A 24,794-nucleotide genomic window follows, 5' to 3' on the forward strand; every position below is an offset into this window, starting at 1 on the left:
CCTCAGACCACATAACGCACAAGGACGAAACCCTCGGCGGCAGAACGGTGAACGGTCGCCCCGCGCAAGGTGGCCAGCGCCCGCAGGGACTCCACCGACCTTTCGTGGGGTGCCTCGCGAACCTGACTTGCGAACAGCTGGAAAGCCTCGAGCTTGCGGTCGAGCGTTGCTGAAATGTCCACGAACACATTGGGAACGAATGCCGGCGTGAGGTACGGCGCATTCCAGTTGGTTTCCGAAAGAGTTTCGTAAGCCGCAATGACAGGGGGGTGCCGGGCCTGATGGGGCCGGCTGGCAACCAGGGTGGACAGAAAGCAGAGCTGATGGTCGAGATGGATGTCGCCCGGATGTGGTGCCAGGACCAGCGTCGGGTCGAGATCCCGAACGAGCGCACCCAGCCCGCCGTTCAGATCGGCATGAGGATACTCCGCCAATTCAGCGGCAGGAAAATCGAGCCAGTGGGTTTGCGAAATGCCCAGATGGGCGTGCGCGGCTGCGGCTTCTTCGCGAACCTTGTGGATCTGCTCGGCTGAAAACCTGGGCGGACGTCCGCGTGTGACAATGGCGACATGCACCGCTCTGCCTTGATCCGCAAGACGGGCAATTGTGCCTCCTGCACCCAGGACTTCGTCATCGGGATGGGGCGCGATTACAAGTGCCGGGCCGTCGCCGGTGAAAATTGGAGAATTCATGATTTTGCACGACTGCTGAATTTGGAGTGAAGACCTGGGCACCGGTCAGGGCCGGTCCATTCGAGAATTTCAAGACATTGGCCGTCGCCGCATGCGACGGTAAATACCGAACCGTCAACCGCCTGGACCTGGCCAGGAAGACCGATGTAACGGCCCTTGTGGGGGCAATGCCTGGCGCGGGTCACGGTCAGCATGGCCCCGTCAGAGGTTTCCGTAAAAGCTCCGGGATAGGGGGGACCGACGGCACGGATTAGCCGATCGATCTCCGCCGCGGAGCGGGACCAGTCGATAAGCCCATCTTCCGGCCGCCGCCGCGCACATATGCTTACGCCGTTTTCAGACTGCGGTTCGGAGGGCACCTCGCCGGACTGGATCCGGGTCAACAAGGGCGGCAGCATTTGCGACACTGCGTTCCTGACGCGGTCATAGAGTTCACGAGCGGTGATCGTTTCCGGGTCTATGTCGTACCGCATCTGAGCTGCGATCGGGCCATCGTCCACGCCCTCACCAAGCCAGAACAGGGTTGCGCCAGCCTCGGTTTCACCCACGAGGATCGTCCAGGGAATGACACCTCGGCCGCGCAGGCGCGGCAGGGCAGAGGGATGGAACCCGATACAGCCGAGCCGTGGTATCGCGCGAAAGTCTGGACCGCAGATCTGCGACCAGCCGATCACAAGTATCAGGTCAGGGTCGACTTCCCGAAGGACCTTGAGCGTCTCCTCGCTATCGGATCGTGCGGTGTGGTGTACCGGCACGCCGTACTTTTTGGCCGTCGGCGCGAGATCGGCAAAATCCGAGTGCCGGCCGGACAGTTGCGGCGGCAGTGTCACCACGAGGGCGGGAGCGTGACCGGCGGCGCAAATTGCGGCAAGAGCTTCAAGAGACCCTTCGACCGCACCCACAAAGACGGTCTTCATGCGGAAACCTGTTTGTTGTCGGCCCCGTTATCGAGACCTTTCCAGGAGCTTGCGGCATCGAGCCGGCTCGCGTTCTTGTGCTCACCGAAAAGTGCAACCCCGATGGTTTCAAAGATAATCTGAAGATCGAGCGCTGCGGAGCGATGCGCGATGTACCATAGGTCCAGTCGCAATTTCTCCTCGTTGCTCAAGGACGTGTTACCGCTCACCTGGGCCCATCCGGTCAGCCCCGGCCGCACGGCCCCGCGCCGGACCCCGTCTGCCCCGAATTGCATCACTGTCTCAGGCTTCAAGGGGCGTGGTCCGACCAGGGCCATCTCTCCGCGAAGGATTGACAGCAGCTGCGGAAACTCATCGAGCCGCATGCGTCTCAGCCAAATTCCGGACGTGGAAACGCGTCTTTCGTCAGGCAGCAGGTTCCCGCCGGCATCGCGCGCATCGCTCATGGTGCGCAGCTTGGCGAGGATAAACACCGTGCCGCCTTTTCCCGCACGCGTTTGCGTGAAAAAAACCGGCCGCCCCAAGGTAAGCACTGTGAGCAATGCCGCGAACACGAAAAACGGAAATGCAAAAACCAGCGCACAGAGGCACAATAAAATTTCAATAAACCTGTTCATCGGAATCCTTGGCTCCTGAAATTAAAAAACAGAGAAGATTCTGAAGGCCAATAAAACCAAAATAGAAAGAAAACTACGAACCTAAGATAAGCATCTACCTCGCAATATTGACACACTAGCCAAATTTTACAAGTGGAAGTCACATCATTGTTTAAGCGCTTGGACAACAACCCGAATGCACCCTGGGAATTCCTTTCCGGAGCCGCCAATTCAGCAACGGAAGGGCAGGGACGGGCTACCTGCTCCGAAGCCGACTAAGAATTGAACAGCACCTTTACAGAGGCGCCTCGAAATTCCCTGACAGAATTCCATGGACAGTGTCTGTCCGCCGCCCTCGCTCCGCTCCAGCCACCCCGGCAGCAGGTCTAACGGGAGGGAAAACGAGTCGTCCGAATGCGGTTCGAACGGCAACAGGAAGGGACCAAATTCATCATAAATCAGGCTCCGCGATAGTGGCGATGACGTTTTTTGCACTGTCAGAATGCAGCATCCTGAACTGGCTGATTTTAATTGTTTTTTCCGTATTTTTTGGGGGTTTGGAAACGCTAAAAAGGCCATCTGATCAATCCGCCCAAGAAATTTGTGGAAAAAAACTATTTATTAACCTTGCGTTATGTGTTACACCTTGGGTTGAAATTGCAAGACTAAATTTAACATGAAATGCTGTGACGTATGGCATTTTTTCATGCTCTGAAGATTTTATTTTTGAGAACTGATCATTATTTTAGATGATCTATGTCCTTTTAAGGGACTAATCTTCGGAAAAACTGAAAATATTTGTCGAAACTACATTCACGAAGTGGGAATCGTTTTATTTATTTTCCATTTTGTAAATACGCCACCGTCGCAGCAACAAAAAACAAAGAATAATCAGTCCGTTAAAAAAATAACGGACGGCGAGGCACAGCTATTTTTGTGCCTCAAGTGTTTAGCGGAGCGTTTGCTTATGGCGGATTTTTATTCTTCTGAGACGACGTCGAAGATTGGGATAAAAGCATCGGGTCACTCTGTCTTGGAAAGCCGGCCGAAAATTAATCGGTGGTGCCAACAATTATTGACCGAGCTGAAAGCTAATCGCAGACTTGTCCTGGGTGACGTCGTTTCAATTACACTGTCTGCAGCGCTTGCAGTGCTCCTGACGGTGACCGGATCGGCTCAAAAGCAGTTATTGCCTGCGATACTGCCATTTGCGGCGCTGGCATGTGTCTGCGGTCTCGTGATTTTCCCATTGGCCGGGTTCTACCGCCGGGACACGCGATCAACTTCGTTGAGAGACATCGTTGTTCTGCTCAAGGGAGCCCTGCTCACAAGCGTTTCGCTTGCAATCCTGTCACGTTTCAACCTTGTGACAGCCTCCGTTCCCATTCCTGTCGTGATCGTTCAGTTTTACCTCGCCGTGCCTGCGCTCGGTGCGTTGCGGGTTATCGCCAGGGGCCGGGAGCTGACCCGTCAAAGCCGCCATCTCAAGGAGAAAGAGGTGGATTCGAGGATTCCGGTTCTTCTGGTGGGAACCGGCGCAAGTTGCGACCTCTTCCTGCGTTCCTTGCGCAATACCGGCTCCCGCTACCTTCCGGTCGGAATTATCGATGATGCCCGCAACACCCAGGGGCTCTACTTCCACGACGTCCAGATCATCGGAACGCTGAGGGATCCTGAAAACGTGATCGAACGGCTTTCGCAGTGGAACATACTGCCACAGCGGCTGCTCCTGACCGAACCGACAACCCATTTCGACAGCGACGGCATCCAGAAACTGACTGTCTGGGCCAGTGGACATGGGGTGACCGTTTCAAGGCTGCACGGGCTGGAGGATCTTGGTTCCCCAGATCTGGGCGAAGGGCAGAACATGAGAACCGTGGATCCGGATGACATTCTGGATCGGCCGCAAAAGGCCGTGGAACGCTCGTTGCTGTTCGAAGTCTTCAAGGGGCGGCGGGTCCTGGTGACAGGGGCCGGCGGGTCGATCGGCAGCGAACTTACACGGCAGATCGCGTCCTTCCATCCGGCAGAGATCGTGATCATCGACAACTGCGAATTCAACGCCTACTCGATCGATATGGATCTGTCGCAGCATTTTCCCGATGTGCCGCGGCGGATGTATGTGGCCTCCATTGTCGATGCGGACCGCGTCAACTCGATCTTCCGGCAGCACCGTCCGGAACTGGTGTTCAACGCGGCGGCCCTCAAGCATGTGCCGATCGTCGAGCTCAACCCGTGCGAGGGCGTTCTGACGAATGTTGTCGGATCGAGAAACGTTGCCGATGCGGCCCGCGAAATCGGTGCTCTCGCAATGGTACAGATCTCGACCGACAAGGCCGTCAACACGACCAATGTCATGGGGGCAACCAAACGCGTCGCGGAATTCTACGTCCAGGCGCAAGACCGTATCACCAACGAGACGGAAGAACGCACCAGGTTCTTCTCTGTTCGATTTGGCAATGTCTTGGGGTCCTCAGGGTCGTTGATACCGCTGTTCCAGCGCCAGATCTCAAACGGCGGACCGATCACGATCACCGATCCCAAGATGGAACGGTACTTCATGACGATCCGCGAAGCTGTCCAGTTGACACTGGTATCTGCGGCGAGCGGCCTGAAGTTCGACACCAGCCAGGGTGAGATCTTCGTCCTGGACATGGGCAAGCCGGTCAAGATCGTCGATCTTGCAGAACGCATGATCCGTCTTGCCGGTCTCACACCTCACCAGGATATCAAGATCAATTTCATCGGCATGCGTCCCGGCGAGAAGCTGTTCGAAGAGCTTTTCGACAAATCGGAAGCCCGCGCCGATTGCGGAATTCCCGGTGTCAGCGCCGCACGTCCGGAAGGCGTTCCGATTGCGCGGTTGCGGGCAATGATCCTGAAGCTGGAGCTTGCTGCACGGTGCCAGAACGGGTCCTTGGTCAACCAGTTGCTTCGGGACCTGGTGCCTGGCTACGGCACAAAAACATCGTGCGCGGTTGAGCCGGCCAAAGTGGGTGCAAGCGCTGCATGGTCAGGTGCGAAGGAAATGACCGTGAAGTTGCCAATTCCGCCCCATGCCGTTCTTCGGCCGGTTGGTGCACCTGAAGTGCTGAGTACTGGCTAATGAGCGCTTCTGCCAACCATATGGACTACGCGGTCAGTGTGTCTTCCAAGTCGGGGACCGGGTCTTCCGGGCGCCGCCGGCGGGCTGTGATCGTCGGTAGCCTGGGGTATTCGCTGGTCAATTTCCGGCTGGATCTGATGCGGCGCTTCCAGGCAAACGGCTATGAAGTGACCGCTTTCGCCGCCGAGATCGATGCAGAGACCGCCAGAATTCTGGACGAGAACGGGATCGCTCATCGCGAAATTCCCATGAAACGCACGGGGACGAACCCCTTCAGCGATCTTGTCAGCCTCTGGGCTCTCATTCGTGCACTTCGCGAGGAAAAGCCGGAACTCGTCCTCGCATATACAATGAAGCCGATCGTCTATGCCTGCCTTGCAGCACAACTGGTCGGCATCCGGTCCCGCTACGCGCTGTTCACCGGGCTCGGATATGCCTTCATGGAAGAACATCCAACCGGACGCAGGCGTTATGTCCGCAGCGCCTCCGTATTGCTGCACCGGATCGCACTGCGCAAGCTTACCGCGGCTTTCTGCTACAATAGCGCGGACCGCCGGGATATCCGGAACTATCGGCTGATACCGGACCAGGTGCCTCTTCACGACATTCCGGGTTCAGGCGTAGACACCGCACGCTTTTCGGCGACACCTGTTCCGCAGGGACCCGTCCGCTTCCTGTTCGTGGGGCGGCTGCTTCGGTCCAAGGGGCTTGCTCTTCTTGCCGAAGCCGCCAAGCTCCTCAAGACGCAGGGGCTCGAATTCGAGCTCGACATCCTGGGCCCGACCGACAGTAATCCCGACGCGATCGAACCAGAGCAGCTCGACGCCTGGCAAAGCGAAGGACTGCTGCGATATCGCGGCGCGACAAACGATGTCGTCCCCTTCCTTCAGGCGAGCAGCGTGCTGGTTCTTCCGACGTCGCTGCGGGAAGGCATTCCACGTTCCATTCTCGAAGCCATGTCCTGCGGGCGCGCTGTCATCACCACCGATGCGCCGGGGTGCGGAGAGACGATAGAACACGGTGTTTCCGGCTTCGTCGTCCCGCGCGGTGACGTTCAGGCTCTCGCCGCATCGATGAAAAGCTTCATCGAAACACCGGCACAGGCTGCAAAGATGGGCGCGGCTGCGCGGGCACTCGTTTGCAGCAAGAATGATATTCACCGGGTGAATGCCAGGCTGATGCAGCTCATGGGCATCGAAGCCGTCCGATATGCTTCCGGCTCACGCAGCCTGGGTTCTCCGGCTGAAGCCGAACTGGCCTGTCAGGTGTCGGAGGTAGCCCTCCCATGACGCAGTCCGTCACAACGGCCCGCACGGCATTCTCCGACCTGATGACCTCCCGGGTCGTGCGCTTTCTTGGCGCCGGCATAATCAACACGGCGTTTGGATACGGGGTCTTCGCAATTCTCGTCCTGGCAGGTGTGCACCCGCAGGTCGCTCTCGTGGCACAGTTCGGTCTCGGGGTCATCTGGAACTATTCCATCCATGCCCGGTTTGTTTTCGGTGTCAGCGGCTTTGGCAGACTTCCGCTCTACGGCCTCGCCTATGTGGCGGCCTATGCATTCAACGCGCTGTTGCTTGCGGTCCTGACCGGCGCCGGGATACCTGCGCTCGGTGCCCAGCTCCTGTCGCTGCCGCCTGTCGTGGCCCTGTCCTATATTCTTGTTGCCCGCGCCCTCGGCGTGCGGACGGGCAGAAAGGACGCACGGCAATGAGTGTCCTTCAGTCCAACCAATTGGCCGCCGCGGTGGATCAGGCTTCACATGCCGCACACCGTCAGAAATGGCTGCGCCTTGCAGTCAGTGCGGCGTCGGTTGCGGGTGTCGCGGTGCTGCTTGGCGCTCTTTACGGCAGGCTGATGACCTTCGGTTTGCGGCGGGACGAGATGATGTTCGTTCCCCCCGCGCGTTATATGCCGGACTGGCAGCTATACCAGGACGTCTTCTTCAATCATGTGCCGAATGTCGCCTGGTTCTTCCACTCCATGCATATCGTCTTCGGCGATCAGGGCTTGCTGGGCTCGGCAAGGACAGGCGTCTTTCTTCTTTGGGTGCTGCTGATCCTTGCGATTGTCTGGACCACGCTGCGCATCTCGCGATCCTGGCTGCTGGCGCTGTTCTCGGCCGTGGCCATTCTCGCCGCGGATCCGTTGCTCGGCCAGGCCGGTATGGCCGCGACCAACAACCTGCTGCCGCTGCCGTTTGCAGTTCTGGGGCTAGGCCTTTTCCTGGTCGAGACCATGGAACAGCGGCCGCGATCCAGCCTGATCTTCGTTGCCGGAATGTGCCTTTCGCTTGCAGCAGGCAGCAAGGTCAGTGCGGTCGTCTTCATTCCCCCGGTCGCGCTTGCCGCCTTCCTGCTTCCGGCACGTATTTCCTTGCGCACGCGCCTGACCGGAACTGTCCTTCCGCTCGCCGCCGGCGGGCTGGTCGGAGCCTTGCCCGTCTTCTGGTATCTGCTGGACGATCCGCAGCTCTTTCTTGCGCATGTTCTGTCATTTCATACCGGCCCGCACATCGCCTACTGGACGGCGAACGCCGCCAGCGAACCCGGCCTGGCGATGGGGCTTGGCGGCAAGTTGCAGCTTGCGTTCGGAGCCTGGTTGGCAGGTGGTTCGCTGATCCTTGCAACAGTGCTTGTTTACCTGTTCTGGATGTCGATCCGGGCAGGGCACAAAGGTGAACGGCAGGACGGCAAATGTCTCGGACAGATTGTTGTCGTCCTCGCTGTCACGGCTCTTGCCGCCGTTCTAAGCTTCGTTCCGACACCCGGTTTTCCGCAGTATTACATTCAGCCGCTGGTCTGCCTTCCGATCCTTGGCGCGTTGTTTTACCGGCAGATCGGAACACGGGACCGTCAGCAAGTGGTGCCGGTTCTTTTTGCCAGCATGTTTGTCATGCTCGTCATCACGCTTCCGCGGCTTATGCCCGGGCTCGCAAGCCTTGCCACACCTGATGACTTTACCTCCGCGCGCCTGGTTCGCGGTGGTCAGGAATTGCAGCAGGCGCTGGCCTCGCACAATGTGCCTGAAGGCCCTGTGGCAACCTTCATGCCGCTTTACCCGATGGAGGCCGGTCTCGGCATCTATCCGGAATTTGCTTCCGGTCAGTTCGCATACCGGATCGCGCCCTACACGGACGCCGAGCTTGCCGCTTTCTATCGGATGGTCGGTGCCGACGGTCTGGGAGATCTGTTCGGCAAACAGCCTCCGGCCGCCATCCTCGTTGGCTACGACCCCGACCTTGAAGCGCCGATGCTCGAGTATGTGCGGGCAAACAACTACCTGGAAGTTCCGGTTGCCGAACTGAGCAACCGTTACGGAGAAGGCCGCCTTTTTGTTCGAACAACGGGAGGCCAGGACTGAGCCGCCGGTCTGTGGCTCTCAATGTTTTGTCAGTGCGATCGTTTCAGTCGGGCTGACTTCGTTTCACACCAAGATGTTGTTTTCAGTGTTTAGACAATCAGGGAGAAGAAAAATGCAAACCGTACTTCTTGCCGGAGGATTAGGCTCACGCCTGGCTGAAGAAACAGTCACCATTCCCAAGCCGATGGTCGAGGTCGGTGGTCGACCGATCATCGCTCGCGTCATGGATATTTACAGTCATTTCGGCCATCGCGACTTCGTTGTTGCGGCCGGTTACAAGGCGTTGCTGATTAAACAGTTCTTCGCCAACTACCATCTGATTGCCAACAATATTTCCGTATCGGTGGATACAGGAAAGTTGCGTCTCGTACCGTCGGAACCGGGCGGCTGGAACGTCTGCGTTGTCGATACGGGTTCTCACACGATGACCAGCGGCCGCATTCGCAGGCTGCGTGACTGGCTCAACAACGAAACCTTCATGTGCACCTATTCGGACGGTCTGGGCAATATCGACATCAACGCCCTGCTCGACTTCCACAAGTCACATGGAAAGCTTGCCACCGTCACCGCCGTTCAGCCGCCTGCACGCTTCGGCAACATCGAACTCAAGGGTGATCGGGTCTTCGCGTTTACGGAAAAGGTTCGCAAGCGCGACACCTGGATCAACGGCGGCTACTTCGTGTTCGAACCGGGTGTTCTGGATTACATGGTCGATGACACCGAACCGCTCGAGCAGTCGCCCCTGACCCAGATGGCCAAGGACGGCGAACTGATGGCGTATCGCCACGACGGTTTCTGGCATCCGATGGATACGGTGCGCGATCGGGACACGCTTAATTCGCTGTGCGACGAGCTTCCGCCGCCGTGGCTGCGGTTCAATGAGGAAATGCCAGCCAATATGCCGGCACTCGCGATCTGAGACGACGACCATGTCCGAGTTTATCGATCCTCATATTGGCCGAGCTTTCGCCGGCCGCCGGGTTCTCGTCACAGGCCACACAGGGTTCAAGGGCGGCTGGCTTTCGGCCTGGCTGTTGCACCTGGGAGCCGATGTCGTTGGCCTGTCCCTGCCTCCCAGTGAGGGACCGGGTGTCTTCAAATCCTGCGGTCTCGCGGATCGCATGGACAGCCGAATTGCCGACATCCGGGATCGGGGAGCATTGCAGGAAGCTCTGCGCGGCGTGGATGCGGATATCGTCTTCCATCTGGCTGCCCAGCCCCTGGTGCGCCATTCGTACCGGCATCCGGCGGAAACCTTTGCAACCAACGTTTCGGGAACGGCCAACGTCCTGGATGCGGTTCGCCAGATGCCTTCGCTGCGCGCTGTCGTCGTGATCACGACCGACAAGTGTTACGACAACCGCGAATGGACCTGGGGCTACCGGGAGATCGACCCGCTTGGTGGCCACGACCCCTACAGCGCGTCGAAGGCGTGTACCGAACTTGTGGCGCAAGCCTACCGCCACGCCTACTTCGCCGATAGCAACGGACCGCAGCTGGCAACTGTCAGGGCCGGCAACGTCATTGGCGGCGGTGACTGGGGTGAGGAGCGGCTGGTGCCGGACATCGTGCGGGCAGCGTCAAGCGGCGTACCGCTCGAGATCCGCAGCCCCGAGGCGGTGCGCCCGTGGCAACACGTACTGGAGCCGCTATCGGGCTATCTCCAGCTTGCGGCGCGGCTTGTCGAGGACGGCTCCGAGTTTGCAGGTGCCTGGAACTTCGGTCCCGAGCTCGAAAGCACGGTCAATGTGCGCGAGCTGATGCAGATGGTGCGAACAGCCTGGGGCCAAGGCGCTCCAGAGGTTCGTTTTCCGGAGCAGCAGGCGGGAACGTCATCGGCTCTGCATGAAGCCGGCATTTTGCGCCTCGACAGCACCAAGGCCCGCACCCGCCTTGGATGGCGGCCGCAGCTCAGGCTTGCCGAGGCAATCGGAATGACAATCGACTGGTACAAAGCACACGCGCTTGGCGACGACATGAGCGACTGCACCGAACAGCAGCTTGCCGGCTACAGCGCCCTGATGGCTGGCAGCAGTCTCACGCGCTACGCGATGGTCGCTGAATAGACGGCGCGAGATCACCGGAGAAATTGACACATGCGAGTTAATTACGGTCAGACAGTACACGGACAGGAAGAGATCGACGCCGTGGTCGAAGTGCTCAAGACCTCGACCCAGATGGGTCCGCGTGTCCGTGACATGCAGCAGAAGGTCGCCGAGCTTTTCAGCAAGAACTTCGGGATCATGGTCAACTCGGGTTCTTCGGCCAATTACCTGGCCGTGGAGATCCTCGATCTACCCAAGGGCAGCGAGGTCATCACACCGGCGCTGACGTTTGCCACCACGGTTGCCCCGCTCGTCCGCCAGGGCCTTGTGCCGGCATTCGTCGACGCCGCCGAGGGCACCTACAACATCGACGAGACAGCCATCGAACGCATGATCACACCTGCGACTTCCGCAGTTATGATCCCGTCCCTGATCGGCAATCTGCCGAACTGGAAGCGCATTCGCGAGATCGCCGATGCCCACGGCCTCAAGGTGATCGAAGATAGCGCCGATACTCTGGGCGCGACGATTTCCGGTGAAAGCACGGGTATCTACTCGGATGTCTCGACGACGAGCTTCTACGGTTCGCACGTCATCAACGGAGCCGGCAACGGCGGCATGCTTTGCGTCAACACCCCCGAGTTGGCGCGCAAGGCTTTGTTGCTGCGTTCGTGGGGACGCAGTTCATCGCTCTTTGTTGAATCGGAAGCAATCGAGAACCGGTTCAATGTCCGTCTCGATGACATCGAATATGACGCGAAGTTCGTCTTCGAAGCGCTGGGGTACAATCTGGAGCCTTCGGAAATCAGCGCGGCGTTCGGGCTCGTGCAACTCGGAAAGCTGCAACACAACATTGCAGTGCGCGAACGGCATTTTGAAGCCCACAAGCGGTTCTTCGCCGACTATGAAGACTGGTTTGTCCTGCCGCGCCAGTTGGAAGGTGCCAGGACGGGATGGCTGGCTTTCCCGCTGACAATTCGGGACGACGCGCCGTTTACCAGGCGCGAGCTTCAGATCTATCTCGAAAAGGCCGACATCCAGACCCGCCCGGTCTTCACCGGCAATATTCTGCGTCAGCCGGCAATGAAGAACATCGACTGCCGCGTCGATCCGTCCGGCTATCCGATCGCCGACAACGTGATGCGTGGCGGCATCCTTCTGGCCTGCCATCACGGCCTCAACGACGATCACGTCGAATACATGCACGCGCGCGTATCCGATTTCCTAAACCGGTTTTCCGCCGGTTTCGGTGCCATGGCGGCAGGCAACGAGAGGGTTGGATGACGCCAAGTCTACCGAACCCTTAAGGAGATGCCTGTCGGGCGATGGGCAGGGACTTTCGGGGAGGGGCGGCGCCGAAAGCTTGAATTGCCGCGAATTCTGCCTGGTGGAATTCGCAATGAACCTGAACCTGACATTGCAAGTCATTTTAAGAGCGATTGAAAAAAATGAATAAATTCGAGCTAGACAAGTCCATTCGCCGTACCTGCAGAACCTGCGGTTCCGAGGATCTTTTGCTGTTCCTTCCCATGGGAGCTCATCCGCCGGCCAACCTGTTTGCCAGCGCGGCAGATCGCGATCAGCCCCAGGTTGCCTTTCCGCTCAACACGCAAGCCTGCCTCGATTGCGGCTTGATCCAGGTTGCGGATCAGGTGCCGGCCGATTTCTTCACCAACTACCTTTATGTACCTTCCGGCGCCGCGACGATGCATTCCCATTTCGCGGAGCTTGCGGAGGTTGCCGTTAGCAAGGCGAACGGTGGGCTGATCGTCGATATCGGCTGCAACGACGGGCTCATGCTGTCCCACGCCAACCGGCTGGGCGGCAAGACGCTCGGCGTGGACCCGGCTGCGAACCTTGCGACAATCGCGCAGGAGCGCGGCGTGAGGGTGCACACGGCATTCTTCAACCCCGAGACGGCAGCGGAATTGAGGGCGTCCGAAGGTCCCGCCGCCGTGATCACGACTTCGAACACCTTCAACCATATCGATGACTTGCACGGCTTCACCGAGGGCGTGCTGACGCTTCTTGACGACGACGGTGTCTTCATCATCGAGGTGCCGTGGGGCAAGGAAATCCTCGAGACCAATGAATTCGACAATGTCTACCATGAGCATCTGTCGGAACTGAGCCTGCTTTCGATTGTCCGTCTGGGCGAAAGCGTCGGCCTCGATGTGGTCGATGTCACCAAGCTTCCGGTGCACGGAGGCTCGATGCGCGTATTCATGCAACCGGCTGCCTTGAAGGTGGAACGCGCGGCAATCGTCGACGAGATGCTTGAAGATGAACGCCAGGCCGGCATGACGGAGGCCGCGACCTATCAGGATTTCGCCGAGCGGGTACACCAGATCCGCAAGGACCTGACCGGGCTGCTGGCGGAATTGAAGGCAGAGGGCAAATCGATTGCCGGCTACGGCGCTCCCGCCAAGGGCAATACGTTGCTCAACTTTTTCGGGATCGGCACGGAGACACTCGATTTCCTGGTCGACAGGAACACGCTGAAACAGGGCCTCTTCTCTCCGGGCATGCACATTCCTGTTCTCTCGCCGGAAGCCGTAGCCGAGAGGCAACCCGACTACCTGCTGGTTCTTGCATGGAATTTCCTGGATGAAATCCGCGAGCAGATGGCCGAATTCGAAGCGAAGGGCGGCAAGTTCATCGTTCCCCTTCCGGTGCCGAAAATCGTTCCCTGAGGCAGAACTATGGCGCGCGTACTCATAACCGGAGCATCCGGTTTTATAGGATCAAACCTGACCCGGGCCTGCCTGAAGCGAGGTGACGAGGTCAGTGTGATCTTGCGGCCTCGTTCGTCCACGGGCCGGATCGCCGATATCGCGTCGCGCGTTGGCCTCTACAGGCTCGACGTCACCGACGCTCGGGCACTTCGCAGCTGCCTGGCAAAAGCCAGGCCGGAGATCGTTTTCCATGTGGGTGCGCGCACCCGTTTCGAAAACCGGCCGGACTTGCAGGATCTCGCCGACAGCGTCGAGGAGAACGTCTCGCCGCTGATCGCGCTCCTGTCGGCCCTTGCCGCTTGCGATTGCCCGCCCCGGACTTTCGTCAGGACGGGGACGATCGCCGAATACGGGGACTGTCCGACACCCTATACTGAAACCGAGCGAGAAAAGCCGGGCGGATCCTATGCCGCCTCACTTCTGGCCGGGACGCATTATCTGGAGATGGCGCAACCGCGACTTCCGTTTTTTGCCGTTACCGCACGGCTGGCCCTGACCTATGGGCCCGGGCAGTCGGAAAGTTTCCTGATCCCGCGCGCCATCACTCAGTTGCTGGCCGGCCAGAAAGTGAGCGTCCGCAGCCCGCTGGATCGCCGTGACCTGATCCATGTCGATGACGTGACCACGGCGCTCATGATGCTGGGCGACAATCCAGAAGGTGCCGGACCGGTAGTCAATGTGGGGACGGGGGATTCCCCGACGGTCGCCGAGGTCATGAGGACCTTGATCAAATTGACCGGCGCCGACGTCGATCTCGTGAATTTCAGCGATCAAGTCCGCGATCCCGTCGAATTGATCGTCTCTGCCGAACGCATCCGCGATCGCCTTGGCTGGTCAGCGGAAATCAAGCTTCAAGATGGCCTCGAAAGGACCGTGAAATGGGCACGAGAGAACATCATTCCAAACTTTGCAACGGAGATGCAGGCATGACTCTCGTCTCGATCCTGATCCCGGCACTGAATGAAGAGGACAACGTTCGCAACACCTACAAACGTGTCATGGACGTGTTCGAGCAGCTTCCCGACTATGAGCCGGAACTCATCTTCACCGACAATCATTCCAGTGATGAGACCTTCTCCATTCTCACGGAAATTGCTGCCGAGGACCCACGGGTTCGCGTGATACGGTTCTCTCGGAATGTCGGGTACCAGGCTTCGGTGCTGACCGCCTACAGGGCTGCCGAGGGCGCTTGCGCCATACAGCTTGATTGCGACCTCCAGGATCCGCCCGAACTGATCCCGCAGATGCTCGATACCTGGCGCAAGGGCTACCACGTCGTCTACGGAATCCGGCGGAGCCTGCCGGACGGTCCGGTCGTCGCGTGGCTGCGCAGAACCTTCTATGCACTGATCGACGCGATCAGCGAGGACGACCTTCCCCGGAACGCAGGCGAATTCCGGCTGACCGACCGGCGCATTCTCGATGAGCTGCGCCGCGTGGAAGACCGCTCGCCCTATGTCCGCGGTCTCATCAGTGGCATGGGTTTCAACCAGACCGGTTTTGAGTACGACCGAAACGCTCGCGTGGCTGGAGATTCCAAGTTCCCGCTCCGTGCAATGATTTCCCTCGCGGTCGATGGCCTGATCAACCATTCGCTTGTGCCGTTGCGGCTGGCGTCCCTGATCAGCCTTCTGGGCGGCCTCTGCGCCTTCCTGCTGCTTTCGGGCTACCTCATCGGCAAACTGGTCTTCGGCCAGGAGTGGCCTGCCGGTTTTGCGACGACCACGACGCTGATCCTGCTTTCGATGACGGTGAACGCGATGTTTCTCGGCATTCTGGGTGAATATGTCGGACGGATATTCCTGCAGTCGAAGAACCTGAACCGGCCACTGGTTGAAATCGAACTGAATGGCAACGGACAACGGAATGATGCGGTTCCGAAGGGTCGACGCACCATGGTGGAGGCTGCGGAATAAACCATGAAACTGCTCTTCGTTCAGGCTAGTTTTGGCGCAGGCGGCACGGAAAAGATCGTTGCCATGCTGGCGGCACATCGTGCTGAGCTTGGCGATGAAGTGCACGTCGCAGCAATGACCTGCCCCGATGCAGGATCGTATTTCGATTATCCGGACAACGTCGTCCTGCACGTTCTCGACAGGGATAACGGCAGAGGGCTGCTTCCCCTGCCGTTGCGCCGGCTTGCCAGTATCCGCAAGCTGGTTCGGGCTCTATCGCCGAATGTGTGCCTCTCGTTCCTGACAAAGGTCAACGTTCTGACCCTTCTGGCCACCGGTTCGTCGGTGCCTGTGATCGCGTCCGAGCGCAACAATCCGCTGGCACAAAAGGCACACCCGATCTGGCGCCGTGCCCAGAATGCCCTGATGCCCAGGGCCGCCGCGATGGTCATGCAGACCGAGCGGGCACGGCAGGACCTGCCGGCGCGGGTACAACCCTGTGCCCAGGTGATCCCGAACCCCTGTGCGCCGATCGACGGTGTGGCCCCTTCAACCGGTGGCAAGAGGCTCGTTGCCGTTGGACGACTGGATCACCAGAAAGGCTTTGATCTGCTCATCGACGCCATGTCTCTGGTGCGCGAAAAACAGCCGGATGCAAGACTGACGATCTATGGAGAAGGCACCGCCCGTGCTTCCCTGGAAGCGCAGCGTGACCGTCTTGGTCTTCAGGATATTGTTTCCCTGCCGGGCAAGAGCGCAAGGCACGGAGAATGGATCCGGACTTCCGACATTCTGGTTCTTTCGTCCCGTTTCGAAGGGTTTCCGAACGTTGTCGCCGAAGCTGTCGTCAGCGGGCTTCCCGTCGTGGCGTTCGACTGCGCCTACGGCCCAAGGGAACTGGTCTTCGATGGCGTGAACGGACTTCTGGTTCAGGACGGCAATGTCGGGGCACTGGCCGACGCGATTGGTCGCCTGATGTCCAACCCGACCCTGAGGGCCGCAATGGCGGATGCGAATGTCCGCCTGCAGCAAAAACTGGCACCTGAGACCATTCTAGCCCTCTGGGACCGGACGATTTCCGACGCGGCCCGGAAGGAAGCATTCAACCGCGGCAAACCGGCAGGGGAGGGCTATTCACATGCGAATGCGTGAGCCTGTCAGCCCTGCAGGTGCCGCGATGTCCGTGGCAACGGACCTGGTGCGAACCGATATCGGAGCGCCCGGCAAAATCGACTTCAATACCAGGACAATCCGGCGGAATTCGTCGGCATTTGGGGGATCTTCATGAGCAGTATTGTTGACTCGCAGCAGGAGCAATATGCATTCGCTGAACGTCCGATACAGTTCGGCTTCTTTGCCATTTTCAAGGTGTTGCGAAGAAACTGGATCTGGCTGAGCTTGGCCATGTTGATGGGTCTGGGGGCCGCCTATCTTGCCCTTCAGGTCATTCAGCCAAAATATGCCGCTCGGTCGACCATCATTCTGGCGAAGGTTGAAACGAGAATTAATCCGACAGAGACGACAATCGAGAATTCCGACACGTCGCTTATCCACATCGAGACCGAGATCGATTTTCTGCGCTCAGTCGAATTCGCCCGCAAGGTCGCCAGCGAACTGAACCTGATCGCAGACACCTATTTCAATCCGTACCTTTCGGCGACCGAAACGCCGGTTCCCACTGATGAACAGCAATTCGAAGCGGTGCTGGTACGCATGCTCAACAGCTATACGGTTGAACGGCGAGGCGAGAGCCTGGCGCTCGATATTCGTGTGCGGCATCCTGATGCCGTCATGGCTGCGCAACTGGCCAATACACTCTCAAGTACATACATCGATGACTCTCTTCGGGACAAGAAGAAAGCCGTACAGTATTCAATCTCAGAATTGTGGGACCGGATAACGTTACTCGGCGGTCGCCTGAGCGAGATGGAAGCGCGTCTGGCGGAACTCATTCGCGAAAACGAACTGGACGACACCAGCCTCGGCGACGAGTTGAGGGCAGAGCTGAACAGATTGACGTCTATCCTCAATCTGGCGCGCGACCAGAATGCGTCTTCCATCCGGATCAATGAAAGCAAACAGCGTCTTGCCGCGGTGGAAACGAAGCTTGAGGAGCGAACGCGCGCCGAACTGACACAGTCCAAGCTGCAGAGGTCGCTGGATGCGGATCTTGCCAGGTACCAGGCACTTGTAGACCGGCGTAACGCACTGGAAACACAGATCGACTTTCTTCAGCCCGATGCCCGGCAGGTGACTGTGGCTTCCGCTCCGCTGAAACCGGCGACACCCAACCGTCCCGTCATTTTTGCGCTTGGGATTGCCGGCGGCCTGATTGTCGGTCTGGCCTTGGTGCTGTTGCGCGAATTGTTCGACCGCCGGGTCTGGACCGGTACCCAGACGATGCAGTACCTGGGCCTGCGAACCATCGGCTACGTTCCGCGGATCCGGTACTGGCGGAAGAGGGACAAGCAGGAACTCTTTCTGAGCAGAACCTCCAGACAGGAGAATTCACCGTACCAGCTGGCGTTGCGAAGCCTGCTCACACTGCTTTCCAACCAGATCCGGAAAAAGGACAGCATGGTCATGGCCGTAACGTCGGCACTTGCCAACGAAGGCAAGACGACCCTGACGTTCTCACTCGCGGTTTCCGCCGCCCAGGAAGGACACCGGGTGCTGTTGATCGACCTCGACATCCACCGGCATGGCCTGACACGCATGTCAGGTTGCGAAATCCCAAAGGAAACGCCTCAGGAAATCTGGGAGGATCAGAACGTCTTCGACGCGCAGATAGTGCCTTGCACCCGTTTCGGACAGATCAATCTCCTGTCGTTCGCTCAGGATTCCATCATTCCGAGGCGCGTGTTCAATACGCCTCGTGGCAAGGCGATTTTGAGAAAATTGCGCGCGTCCTATGACGTCATCCTGATTGACACGGCCCCCGTTTTGGCTGCCGACGAAGCAAACCGCCTGGCGTCGCTTGCGGACTTCGTGATCCTCATCGCCCGCTGGGGACGCACGTCGGAAGATGCGCTTGGAACGGCGGCAGAAGCCTTGCGGTTCAATCAGATCCCACTCGCTGGCGTGGTGTTGAACGACATCGACATGCGGCGATATTCGCTTCGCGACTACGGAGCTCACCGGGCAGGAGGATACTACGCCTATAACAACGGCTACATCTACAAACCGCCAAGTTGAGACAGCTACCGTCACGGTGGCGCGACCCTTTCAGTCGACACGATTCACCCGAAAAAAGCCGTGTCTGACATGCTGTTCTATCTGGAGTTTTTCGACATTTCGCTGCGCACCAGTGTTTCACGCGCAGCTTATTGAAAATTGCATCAAGTGCCGCGGCGCCGCTCAAGTTCTGATCTGGTGTTCCGCAATTTCAAGCGATCGCATGGTTCGGCGCACACGCGCGACACAATGAAGGAGACGATCCCTGTTTTTGATCAACACCAGCTCTCAAACCGCCGGCAAGGTGGCTGATCAGGTGTCAAAACGTGATCGCCATGCCGAAGGTGCTGCCGAGTTCAGACCAGAGAATATCCAGATTCTGACGCTGATCTTCAGAAATGCGGTTCTGATCGTCCTGTGCATACTGGCTGCTGGTGCCCTGATGTGGTTCCGGCTCACCACCGTTGTGCCGACCTACAGCGCGCAGGCCACGCTGGTACTCGATGACGCGGTCCTGCGTCTCGATCCATTCGGTGCCCGGTTGCGGGCCAGAACCTTGTCGATGCTTCAACTGGCCACTGAAATCGAAGTCATGAAGTCACGGGAATTCGCAGCAAGGGTAGCGGAGGAGGTCGTACCTGATGAGATTTCCGGAACAGGTCAGAACGTCTTGTCCGGAAGGGAAAGCACGGTCGATCGCATTCTGGAGAGCTATCAGATCATCTGGCATCCCACGACCTTCGCCCTGGACATCCTCGCCACGGACGCCAGCCCTCAATTGGCAGCAGACATCGCGAATGCTGTCGCCCGGAACTATGTCGACTACACGCTTGAGATACAGCGCGCCGATGTCGAACGAACCAAGATGTCGATCTTGTCGCGCCAATCCGCGCTGCAAGAGACGTTGAAAGATGCGGAAGCCAATCTTCTGGAATTCACCAGAACTAACAATCTCGACGATCTGACCGAGACGGAAACCCTGACAAACAATCTTCGTCGCCTGCAAGCGCAATTGGCGCTGGCAGAAGAACGCGGAGTACCCTTGCAAGAGTCTGCAGAACTCAAGGCCGACCTGGATGCGACGCTGGCAAAACTCGACGCACGTTCGGCGGCCGAAGTTGAGAAAACCGGCTTCGAACGGAGACTGGAATCGATGCGAAGACAGGATGATCTCCTGTTCGATCAGCTTGAAGCACTCGCATTGCAGGAAGCGCTACTGACCCCGGTCGCGCGGCAAGTGTCGATCGCTATCCCAACGACCAGACCAGTTTCGCCTTCTCCCAAAACCGAAATGGTGGGTGCGCTGATCAGCGGGCTCACTTTCGGTTTCCTTCTGGCGCTCTTGCGGGAAAACCTTCGCGGACGTCTGCGGTGGCCGCAGCAGATAACCGCGTTCCGCGCACCGGTTCTGGGGCAATTGCCTCCCCTATCACGGAAATTCGTAAACCGTATGGCATGGACGACCAGGAGCGGGAACTTGCGGCGGGCGCTGCACAAGATCGCACCCCTGCACACCGCCGTACGAACAAACACCAGGGCGGACAACAGGACCGAGAATGGGACCGGTGCAATGGTTCTGATCACGTCACCCGGGAGCCGGGACGGCCGGAGTACACTCAGTTTCGCACTTGCCGCATATGCAGCCGCAGGAGGTGAAGATGTTCTGCTGGTCGATCTTGATCCTTCGCCGAGGGACTTGATCTCGACCCTCTCGCGCAAACGCACTGCGAACGGATTTCTCGATCTTCTGAGCAACCCTTTGCGGATCGATGCGGCCGCGTGGCATCTGCCCGGCCATCCGCATCTGTCGATAGTCGCGCCTGCACCGGGGCCCGTACCAATGCGGTTCAACAACATGTCCAGTGTCGAAGCGTCACTCAGCGTTCTGCGCCGCAAGTACTCGTTAATTGTGGTCGATTGCCCACCGGTACTGAGTGACGACGCGACATGCCGCCTCGGCAGTGTCGCGCAGGCAGTACTGCTGGTCGCGCGCATGAAGAAGACACGCTTCGAAGACCTTTCGAAAGCCGCTCAGCAACTCGAACTGAACAACGCCTCAAACGTCGGGATCGTGGTGAATGATGGCTAGGAACAGAACACAGGCCGCAGTCCTTATCGTCTTCGGCCTCTTGATGCCGCAAACGCTGGCGGCCGAGGCCGCGCCTCGAGCCTTTCCGGGGGCGGTCGGGTTCGGAGCATCTGCAACCGGCTGGACCGGAGGGGAGGTCATCCCCGTCACAACGCTGGCAGATGCTGGCGCCGGCTCTTTGCGAGCCTGTGTCGAAAAGGGCGAAATGCCTCGGATCTGCGTCTTTGAGGTGAGCGGAACGATCACGCTCGACACCCCCCTCTTTTTTCGCTCAAACCTCTACGTCGCAGGTCAGACGGCACCTGGGCAGGGAATCCAGATCAGACTGGGCAAGTCGCGCGCGACGCCCGTTATCATCAAGAATGCCAGCGATGTCGTCGTCAGGTTTCTCAAGGTACGCCCGGGACCGAGCGAGCAGCCTTCGTCGTCGGTCGATGCGGTGACGCTTGAAAACGCGACGCGCGTTTATCTTGATCATCTGTCCCTGATGTTTTCGACCGACGAGAACCTCGGCATCCACGTTTCCCGCGAACGCTCCAGCGACATAACGGTCGCCAACAGCATTTCCGCCTGGGCTCTGGATCATGCCAACCACCCGAAAGGGCGCCACTCCAAGGGGGCCTTGATCTGCTCTGGAGACGGCCGGGATTTCGATTGCGGACGCGTGAGCCTCTGGCGAAACCTCTTCGCTCACAATCGGGACCGAAATCCCGATATATACGGCCATGATGACGGGCCGGTCGAGGTCGTGAACAGCGTATTCTACAATCCGATCAGTCAATTCGGAGAGTTTCGAAACTACTACGGCAACGCGTTTATCGTCTATGCCGGCAATGTTGCCCTGACCGGCCCGAGCACCGTCGACAGACGGCCCGCAGCAGTTGAAGCAATCATGGCAAGCGACCAGTACAGACTTGAAGTTCAGGTCGATGACATTCTCGCAATCGACCGTGGACGCTGCGACCAAGACCGCCCCTTTCGGCAAGTCGATGCCGATCCCGGAGCAGAGATCATCGAGGGTGTGACCGGCGCACTGTCCGTCCCGCGCGTGAAGGCAAGCGAAGTGCTCGACCTTGTGCTTGAGGGAGTGGGCGACCGCCTGCCATCGGGCGGACATCGGGACTCGCTCGACCAGCAACTTGTCGAAACCGTTCGCGATTGCAAAGGCAAGGTGATCGATTCCCCATCCGAAGTCGGCGGCTGGCCGGACCTCCAACCGGAAGAACGGGTCGTGGACAGTGACGGCGACGGATTTCCTGACGCTTGGGAGCAGTCAACAACCGGGCTTGATGCCGGCCAGCCGGACGATCCCTGGCAGATCGTTGCGGGAACGGACCAGTCCTACATACAGCTTTGGCTGGCAGAGCTTGCCGGCGACCGGGAGCTGGATGACTGATGGCCCGCCTGATCAACCTCTCCGCTGAAGACAGCCAGACCGCCGGTCGGCTCATGCGCAATTTTTCATGGGTCTTCTCGTCCCAGGCGGTCAGCGGCGTGATCAGCATCGGGACGCTTGCCATCATGGCTCAGTCGCTTGGTCCGGCAGGCCTCGGCCTGTTTGCGATCTTCCAGGCTTATGTTCGCATTGTCGACCGGCTGTTGCGGCTGGAGCCCTGGCAAGCCGTGATCAAATACGGTGTCGACGCTCTGTCCGATGATGACGGCAACCGGTTCATGCGGTTGCTGAAGGGTTCGGTTTACGTGAACCTTGCAGGCAGCACTTTGGCTGCCGGGGTTTCGATCCTTGCAGCTCAGGTGACCGCCCGAATGATGGGCTGGCCGGAGGATAGTGCGGCTTATCTGGCTTTATTTTCGCTGGCGCTTCTCTTCAACCTCAAGCCGACCGCGGTCGCGGTCCTGAGGATTTTCGACCGGTTTGATGTTCTTGCCAAGGTCGACGTCGGAATTGCCCTGATGCGTCTGGTGCTGTCGGCCGGCGTATGGTTGATGGGCTACGGCCTTTGGGGGTTTGTCCTCGTTGCGGTGATCGAAGGTCTGGCGAACAGTCTGCTGCCGTTCGTCTATTCGCTCCGATATGTCCATCAGCGTGGCTACGGCAAGTTCATGCGACTGCCTATTAGGGGCATACGCGAAGAGAACCCCGGAATTCTGCGGTTTCTCTGGAATTCGAACTTCAATGTCATTATCCGCCAGACAGTCCAGCGTCTTGACGTGATCCTGCTGTCGGTTCTCGTTGACGAGAAATTCGTCGGATTTTTCCATATTGCCCGCCGGGTTGCCGACAGCGCGCTCAAGCTGGGGCGCCCGCTGAACCAGGCGATCTTTCCGGAACTGGCCCGCAAATGGAGTTCCGGCGAGGAACGCGGGTTTTACAAGCTCGTCAATGGCGTGCTTCTGGCAATAGCTGGCCTTTGCGTGGTCGTGCTGGTTCCTGCCGCCTTCCTGATGCCATACGTCCTGTCAGTCATGTTCGGCGCGGGCTTCAACGAGGCTGCGAACATGGTCAACGTCCAGTTGCTGGCAGTCATACTTCTCCTGGCAACCATGGTGCTCAACCCGGCAATGTTGAGCATGGGGCGCGACCGCGAGCTTCTGTGGGTGACCTTGCTCGGAAGCGTCATGTTTTTGGCCTCTTTCGCCCCACTGGTCGGGATGCTGGGGCCGGTCGGGGCTTCGGTCGCTCATGTTCTGTTTAATGGCACGCTCGTGGCAGGCACCTTGTTTGTCCTTTACTGGTCGCGCCGACGGCCCACCGTGAGGAGGCCGGCTTGACCCCAAGCGCGATACCGATCTCTTCGCACAGCGGTTCTCCTGTCCGGAGCACGACGAGCCAGGAAATCGAACGCCTGCTTGTCATTGCCGCGGTATTCCTGTCGCCAATGACATACCTTCGAACCGACATCGTGTTCTTCACGCTGTCCGATCTCGTCGCCAGCGCCGCTTTCGTCGTGATGATTGCAAACAGGCGCGTGCCGCTTCGCCCGTTCGCGGACATGACATCTTTCTGGCTGTTCTCGGTATTGCTTCTTTGCAGTGGCCTGATTGCCGGATCGTTGTTGAGCGGCGATCCGCTAACGGGTGCGGTTGGCGTCATCCAGTACGTCTTTTCGTTTGTATGCATACCGCTGCTGCTTCTGGGGCGTCCTGCGCGGGAGACGATGTTCCTCTGCAAGGTGATGGCGTTTTCCCTTGTGTTCGTGATGTTGCACGGAGTGCTCTATTCGGTGTTCAGCCCGGACGATGCGCGTTTCTTTTCCAGAAACGGCCGACTGACCGGACTGATCGAGCGGGAAAACGGGGTCGGTCTCCTGGCTGGAGTAGGGATCGTCTACGTGATGTGGCTTTACTTCATCTCCCAGATATCCGGCATCGTGTTCCTGGCACTGGTGGCACCCGTTGCCTACGGCCTGTTGTTGTCCGCATCGAATTCAGGGTTCATCGTCGCGGTTGTCGGGATATTTGGAATCTCTTTTTTCCACGGCTCCGCCAAACATATCCTGGCTTTCATCGGGATTGGAGCTCTTGCACTGGCGGCCCTATTCCTGTTCGGACAGTATTTCCTGCCCGAGGTGTTTCAGGAGCGGGTCTACGGCGCATTGACGACCGGCGATTCCAGCGAGGCGGGAACCTTCGATGGGCGACTGCTTCTCATCCAGGAGGCAATTTACCTGATCGATCGGTCGATCTGGTTAGGGGTCGGAGTGGATCAGCACCGGTTGATCAGCCAGTACGGAGCGCCGGTTCACAATACCTATCTGTTGCTGTTTTCCGAAGGCGGCCTCGTTTCGCTGCTCGGCTTCGTCTGCTTGCTGCTTACACTGGCATTCGTCGGCTGGCGGTCATTCAGCAATCCCAACACGCGCTGGTCCGGGGTTCTGATGTTCACGATACTGCTCATGTTCGCGGTTGCCCTCAACGGAGTGACCCACGTTTACGGCAGGTTCCTGTCCGTTCCCCTCTTGCTTCCGGCGGCGATCTGTCTGTCGGGTTACCGGGTTCGCCGGCACCAGAGACGGGAGCACAGATGACCCATGAAAAAGGTCCTTACCAACGTTCGTCGAGACCATCGAAAAAACCGGATGCAACTAAAGCATCCCGAAAGAATCATTAACGCTATTTCGGGAAAAATTTCTTTTTCGTTGTTTTCCGATTTTCGTGATAATCTTGGATATATTGATAATAATTTTGTTTCTTTAAGTTAAAATATGGGAGATCGCGCAT

Annotated in this window: 19 protein-coding genes; 16 read left to right on the forward strand and 3 right to left on the reverse strand. The window is 58.5% G+C overall.

The genetic code is table 11. The features are described 5' to 3' along the window. Nucleotides 1–2 precede the first annotated feature (2 nt). From FIV05_RS29235 to FIV05_RS29245, 3 genes are read right to left on the reverse strand one after another with little or no spacing between them, the layout of a single operon-like run. Complete coding sequence (locus FIV05_RS29235; RefSeq protein ID WP_152512450.1) at nucleotides 3–692, reverse strand: PIG-L deacetylase family protein; 690 nt, start codon at nucleotides 690–692, stop codon at nucleotides 3–5. Further along, complete coding sequence (locus tag FIV05_RS29240; RefSeq protein ID WP_152512449.1) at nucleotides 689–1,609, reverse strand: formyltransferase family protein; 921 nt, start codon at nucleotides 1,607–1,609, stop codon at nucleotides 689–691. Before FIV05_RS29240 ends, FIV05_RS29235 begins: the two co-directional genes overlap by 4 nt. Then, complete coding sequence (locus FIV05_RS29245; RefSeq protein WP_152512448.1) at nucleotides 1,606–2,226, reverse strand: sugar transferase; 621 nt, start codon at nucleotides 2,224–2,226, stop codon at nucleotides 1,606–1,608. The genes FIV05_RS29240 and FIV05_RS29245 overlap by 4 nt, the downstream gene beginning before the upstream one ends. Before the next feature lie 1,054 nt (nucleotides 2,227–3,280). Here FIV05_RS29245 and FIV05_RS29250 point away from each other — a divergent pair. From FIV05_RS29250 to FIV05_RS29325, 16 genes are all read left to right on the forward strand, one after another. Then, a complete protein-coding gene (locus tag FIV05_RS29250) occupies nucleotides 3,281–5,311 on the forward strand; it encodes a nucleoside-diphosphate sugar epimerase/dehydratase (protein WP_173014029.1) in 2,031 nt (676 codons plus the stop codon). After that, nucleotides 5,311–6,600 carry a glycosyltransferase family 4 protein gene (locus tag FIV05_RS29255; RefSeq protein ID WP_152512446.1) on the forward strand — a complete coding sequence of 430 codons (1,290 nt, stop codon included), beginning with the start codon at nucleotides 5,311–5,313 and terminating at the stop codon, nucleotides 6,598–6,600. The genes FIV05_RS29250 and FIV05_RS29255 overlap by 1 nt, the downstream gene beginning before the upstream one ends. Beyond that, entirely contained in the window at nucleotides 6,597–7,025 is a 429-nt protein-coding gene (locus FIV05_RS29260) for a GtrA family protein (RefSeq protein ID WP_152512445.1), read from the forward strand. The genes FIV05_RS29255 and FIV05_RS29260 overlap by 4 nt, the downstream gene beginning before the upstream one ends. After that, a complete protein-coding gene (locus FIV05_RS29265) occupies nucleotides 7,022–8,674 on the forward strand; it encodes a hypothetical protein (protein WP_152512444.1) in 1,653 nt (550 codons plus the stop codon). The genes FIV05_RS29260 and FIV05_RS29265 overlap by 4 nt, the downstream gene beginning before the upstream one ends. A gap of 112 nt (nucleotides 8,675–8,786) precedes the next feature. Further along, a complete protein-coding gene (gene rfbF / locus FIV05_RS29270; RefSeq protein ID WP_152512443.1) occupies nucleotides 8,787–9,593 on the forward strand; it encodes a glucose-1-phosphate cytidylyltransferase in 807 nt (268 codons plus the stop codon). A gap of 10 nt (nucleotides 9,594–9,603) precedes the next feature. Continuing rightward, a complete protein-coding gene (gene rfbG / locus FIV05_RS29275; protein ID WP_152512442.1) occupies nucleotides 9,604–10,740 on the forward strand; it encodes a CDP-glucose 4,6-dehydratase in 1,137 nt (378 codons plus the stop codon). Nucleotides 10,741–10,770: 30 nt separating this feature from the next. Beyond that, complete coding sequence (locus tag FIV05_RS29280) at nucleotides 10,771–12,003, forward strand: DegT/DnrJ/EryC1/StrS family aminotransferase (protein WP_152512441.1); 1,233 nt, start codon at nucleotides 10,771–10,773, stop codon at nucleotides 12,001–12,003. Between the two features lie 164 nt (nucleotides 12,004–12,167). Further along, on the forward strand, nucleotides 12,168–13,412 hold the full coding sequence (locus FIV05_RS29285; protein WP_152512440.1) for a class I SAM-dependent methyltransferase: 1,245 nt from the start codon (nucleotides 12,168–12,170) through the stop codon (nucleotides 13,410–13,412). A gap of 9 nt (nucleotides 13,413–13,421) precedes the next feature. Continuing rightward, a complete protein-coding gene (locus tag FIV05_RS29290; RefSeq protein WP_152512439.1) occupies nucleotides 13,422–14,384 on the forward strand; it encodes an NAD(P)-dependent oxidoreductase in 963 nt (320 codons plus the stop codon). Beyond that, nucleotides 14,381–15,370, forward strand: a complete 990-nt coding sequence (locus tag FIV05_RS29295) for a glycosyltransferase family 2 protein (RefSeq protein ID WP_022999559.1) — start codon at nucleotides 14,381–14,383, stop codon at nucleotides 15,368–15,370. Before FIV05_RS29290 ends, FIV05_RS29295 begins: the two co-directional genes overlap by 4 nt. A gap of 3 nt (nucleotides 15,371–15,373) precedes the next feature. Further along, complete coding sequence (locus FIV05_RS29300; protein ID WP_152512438.1) at nucleotides 15,374–16,501, forward strand: glycosyltransferase family 4 protein; 1,128 nt, start codon at nucleotides 15,374–15,376, stop codon at nucleotides 16,499–16,501. 132 nt (nucleotides 16,502–16,633) lie between these two features. Continuing rightward, entirely contained in the window at nucleotides 16,634–18,544 is a 1,911-nt protein-coding gene (locus tag FIV05_RS29305; protein WP_152512437.1) for a polysaccharide biosynthesis tyrosine autokinase, read from the forward strand. A 295-nt stretch (nucleotides 18,545–18,839) separates the two neighbouring features. Next, nucleotides 18,840–20,612 (forward strand): Wzz/FepE/Etk N-terminal domain-containing protein, encoded by a 1,773-nt coding sequence (locus FIV05_RS29310; RefSeq protein ID WP_173014030.1) that lies wholly within the window; start codon nucleotides 18,840–18,842, stop codon nucleotides 20,610–20,612. After that, nucleotides 20,602–22,008 carry a hypothetical protein gene (locus FIV05_RS29315; protein WP_152514019.1) on the forward strand — a complete coding sequence of 469 codons (1,407 nt, stop codon included), beginning with the start codon at nucleotides 20,602–20,604 and terminating at the stop codon, nucleotides 22,006–22,008. Before FIV05_RS29310 ends, FIV05_RS29315 begins: the two co-directional genes overlap by 11 nt. Next, entirely contained in the window at nucleotides 22,008–23,345 is a 1,338-nt protein-coding gene (locus FIV05_RS29320; RefSeq protein ID WP_152512434.1) for a lipopolysaccharide biosynthesis protein, read from the forward strand. The genes FIV05_RS29315 and FIV05_RS29320 overlap by 1 nt, the downstream gene beginning before the upstream one ends. Continuing rightward, nucleotides 23,342–24,601 (forward strand): O-antigen ligase family protein, encoded by a 1,260-nt coding sequence (locus FIV05_RS29325; RefSeq protein ID WP_152512433.1) that lies wholly within the window; start codon nucleotides 23,342–23,344, stop codon nucleotides 24,599–24,601. The genes FIV05_RS29320 and FIV05_RS29325 overlap by 4 nt, the downstream gene beginning before the upstream one ends. The last annotated feature ends 193 nt before the right edge of the window (nucleotides 24,602–24,794 follow it).

Source organism: Labrenzia sp. THAF191a (genome assembly GCF_009363335.1).
Classification (GTDB): domain Bacteria; phylum Pseudomonadota; class Alphaproteobacteria; order Rhizobiales; family Stappiaceae; genus Roseibium; species Roseibium algicola.

Bases quoted from the DNA above. Each gene is read 5' to 3' on its own strand.
- FIV05_RS29235 (WP_152512450.1), bottom strand. From the start codon at position 692: ATGAATTCTCCAATTTTCACCGGCGACGGCCCGGCACTTGTAATCGCG.
- FIV05_RS29240 (WP_152512449.1), bottom strand. From the start codon at position 1,609: ATGAAGACCGTCTTTGTGGGTGCGGTCGAAGGGTCTCTTGAAGCTCTT.
- FIV05_RS29245 (WP_152512448.1), bottom strand. From the start codon at position 2,226: ATGAACAGGTTTATTGAAATTTTATTGTGCCTCTGTGCGCTGGTTTTT.
- FIV05_RS29255 (WP_152512446.1), top strand. From the start codon at position 5,311: ATGAGCGCTTCTGCCAACCATATGGACTACGCGGTCAGTGTGTCTTCC.
- FIV05_RS29260 (WP_152512445.1), top strand. From the start codon at position 6,597: ATGACGCAGTCCGTCACAACGGCCCGCACGGCATTCTCCGACCTGATG.
- FIV05_RS29265 (WP_152512444.1), top strand. From the start codon at position 7,022: ATGAGTGTCCTTCAGTCCAACCAATTGGCCGCCGCGGTGGATCAGGCT.
- rfbF (WP_152512443.1), top strand. From the start codon at position 8,787: ATGCAAACCGTACTTCTTGCCGGAGGATTAGGCTCACGCCTGGCTGAA.
- rfbG (WP_152512442.1), top strand. From the start codon at position 9,604: ATGTCCGAGTTTATCGATCCTCATATTGGCCGAGCTTTCGCCGGCCGC.
- FIV05_RS29280 (WP_152512441.1), top strand. From the start codon at position 10,771: ATGCGAGTTAATTACGGTCAGACAGTACACGGACAGGAAGAGATCGAC.
- FIV05_RS29285 (WP_152512440.1), top strand. From the start codon at position 12,168: ATGAATAAATTCGAGCTAGACAAGTCCATTCGCCGTACCTGCAGAACC.
- FIV05_RS29290 (WP_152512439.1), top strand. From the start codon at position 13,422: ATGGCGCGCGTACTCATAACCGGAGCATCCGGTTTTATAGGATCAAAC.
- FIV05_RS29295 (WP_022999559.1), top strand. From the start codon at position 14,381: ATGACTCTCGTCTCGATCCTGATCCCGGCACTGAATGAAGAGGACAAC.
- FIV05_RS29300 (WP_152512438.1), top strand. From the start codon at position 15,374: ATGAAACTGCTCTTCGTTCAGGCTAGTTTTGGCGCAGGCGGCACGGAA.
- FIV05_RS29305 (WP_152512437.1), top strand. From the start codon at position 16,634: ATGAGCAGTATTGTTGACTCGCAGCAGGAGCAATATGCATTCGCTGAA.
- FIV05_RS29315 (WP_152514019.1), top strand. From the start codon at position 20,602: ATGATGGCTAGGAACAGAACACAGGCCGCAGTCCTTATCGTCTTCGGC.
- FIV05_RS29320 (WP_152512434.1), top strand. From the start codon at position 22,008: ATGGCCCGCCTGATCAACCTCTCCGCTGAAGACAGCCAGACCGCCGGT.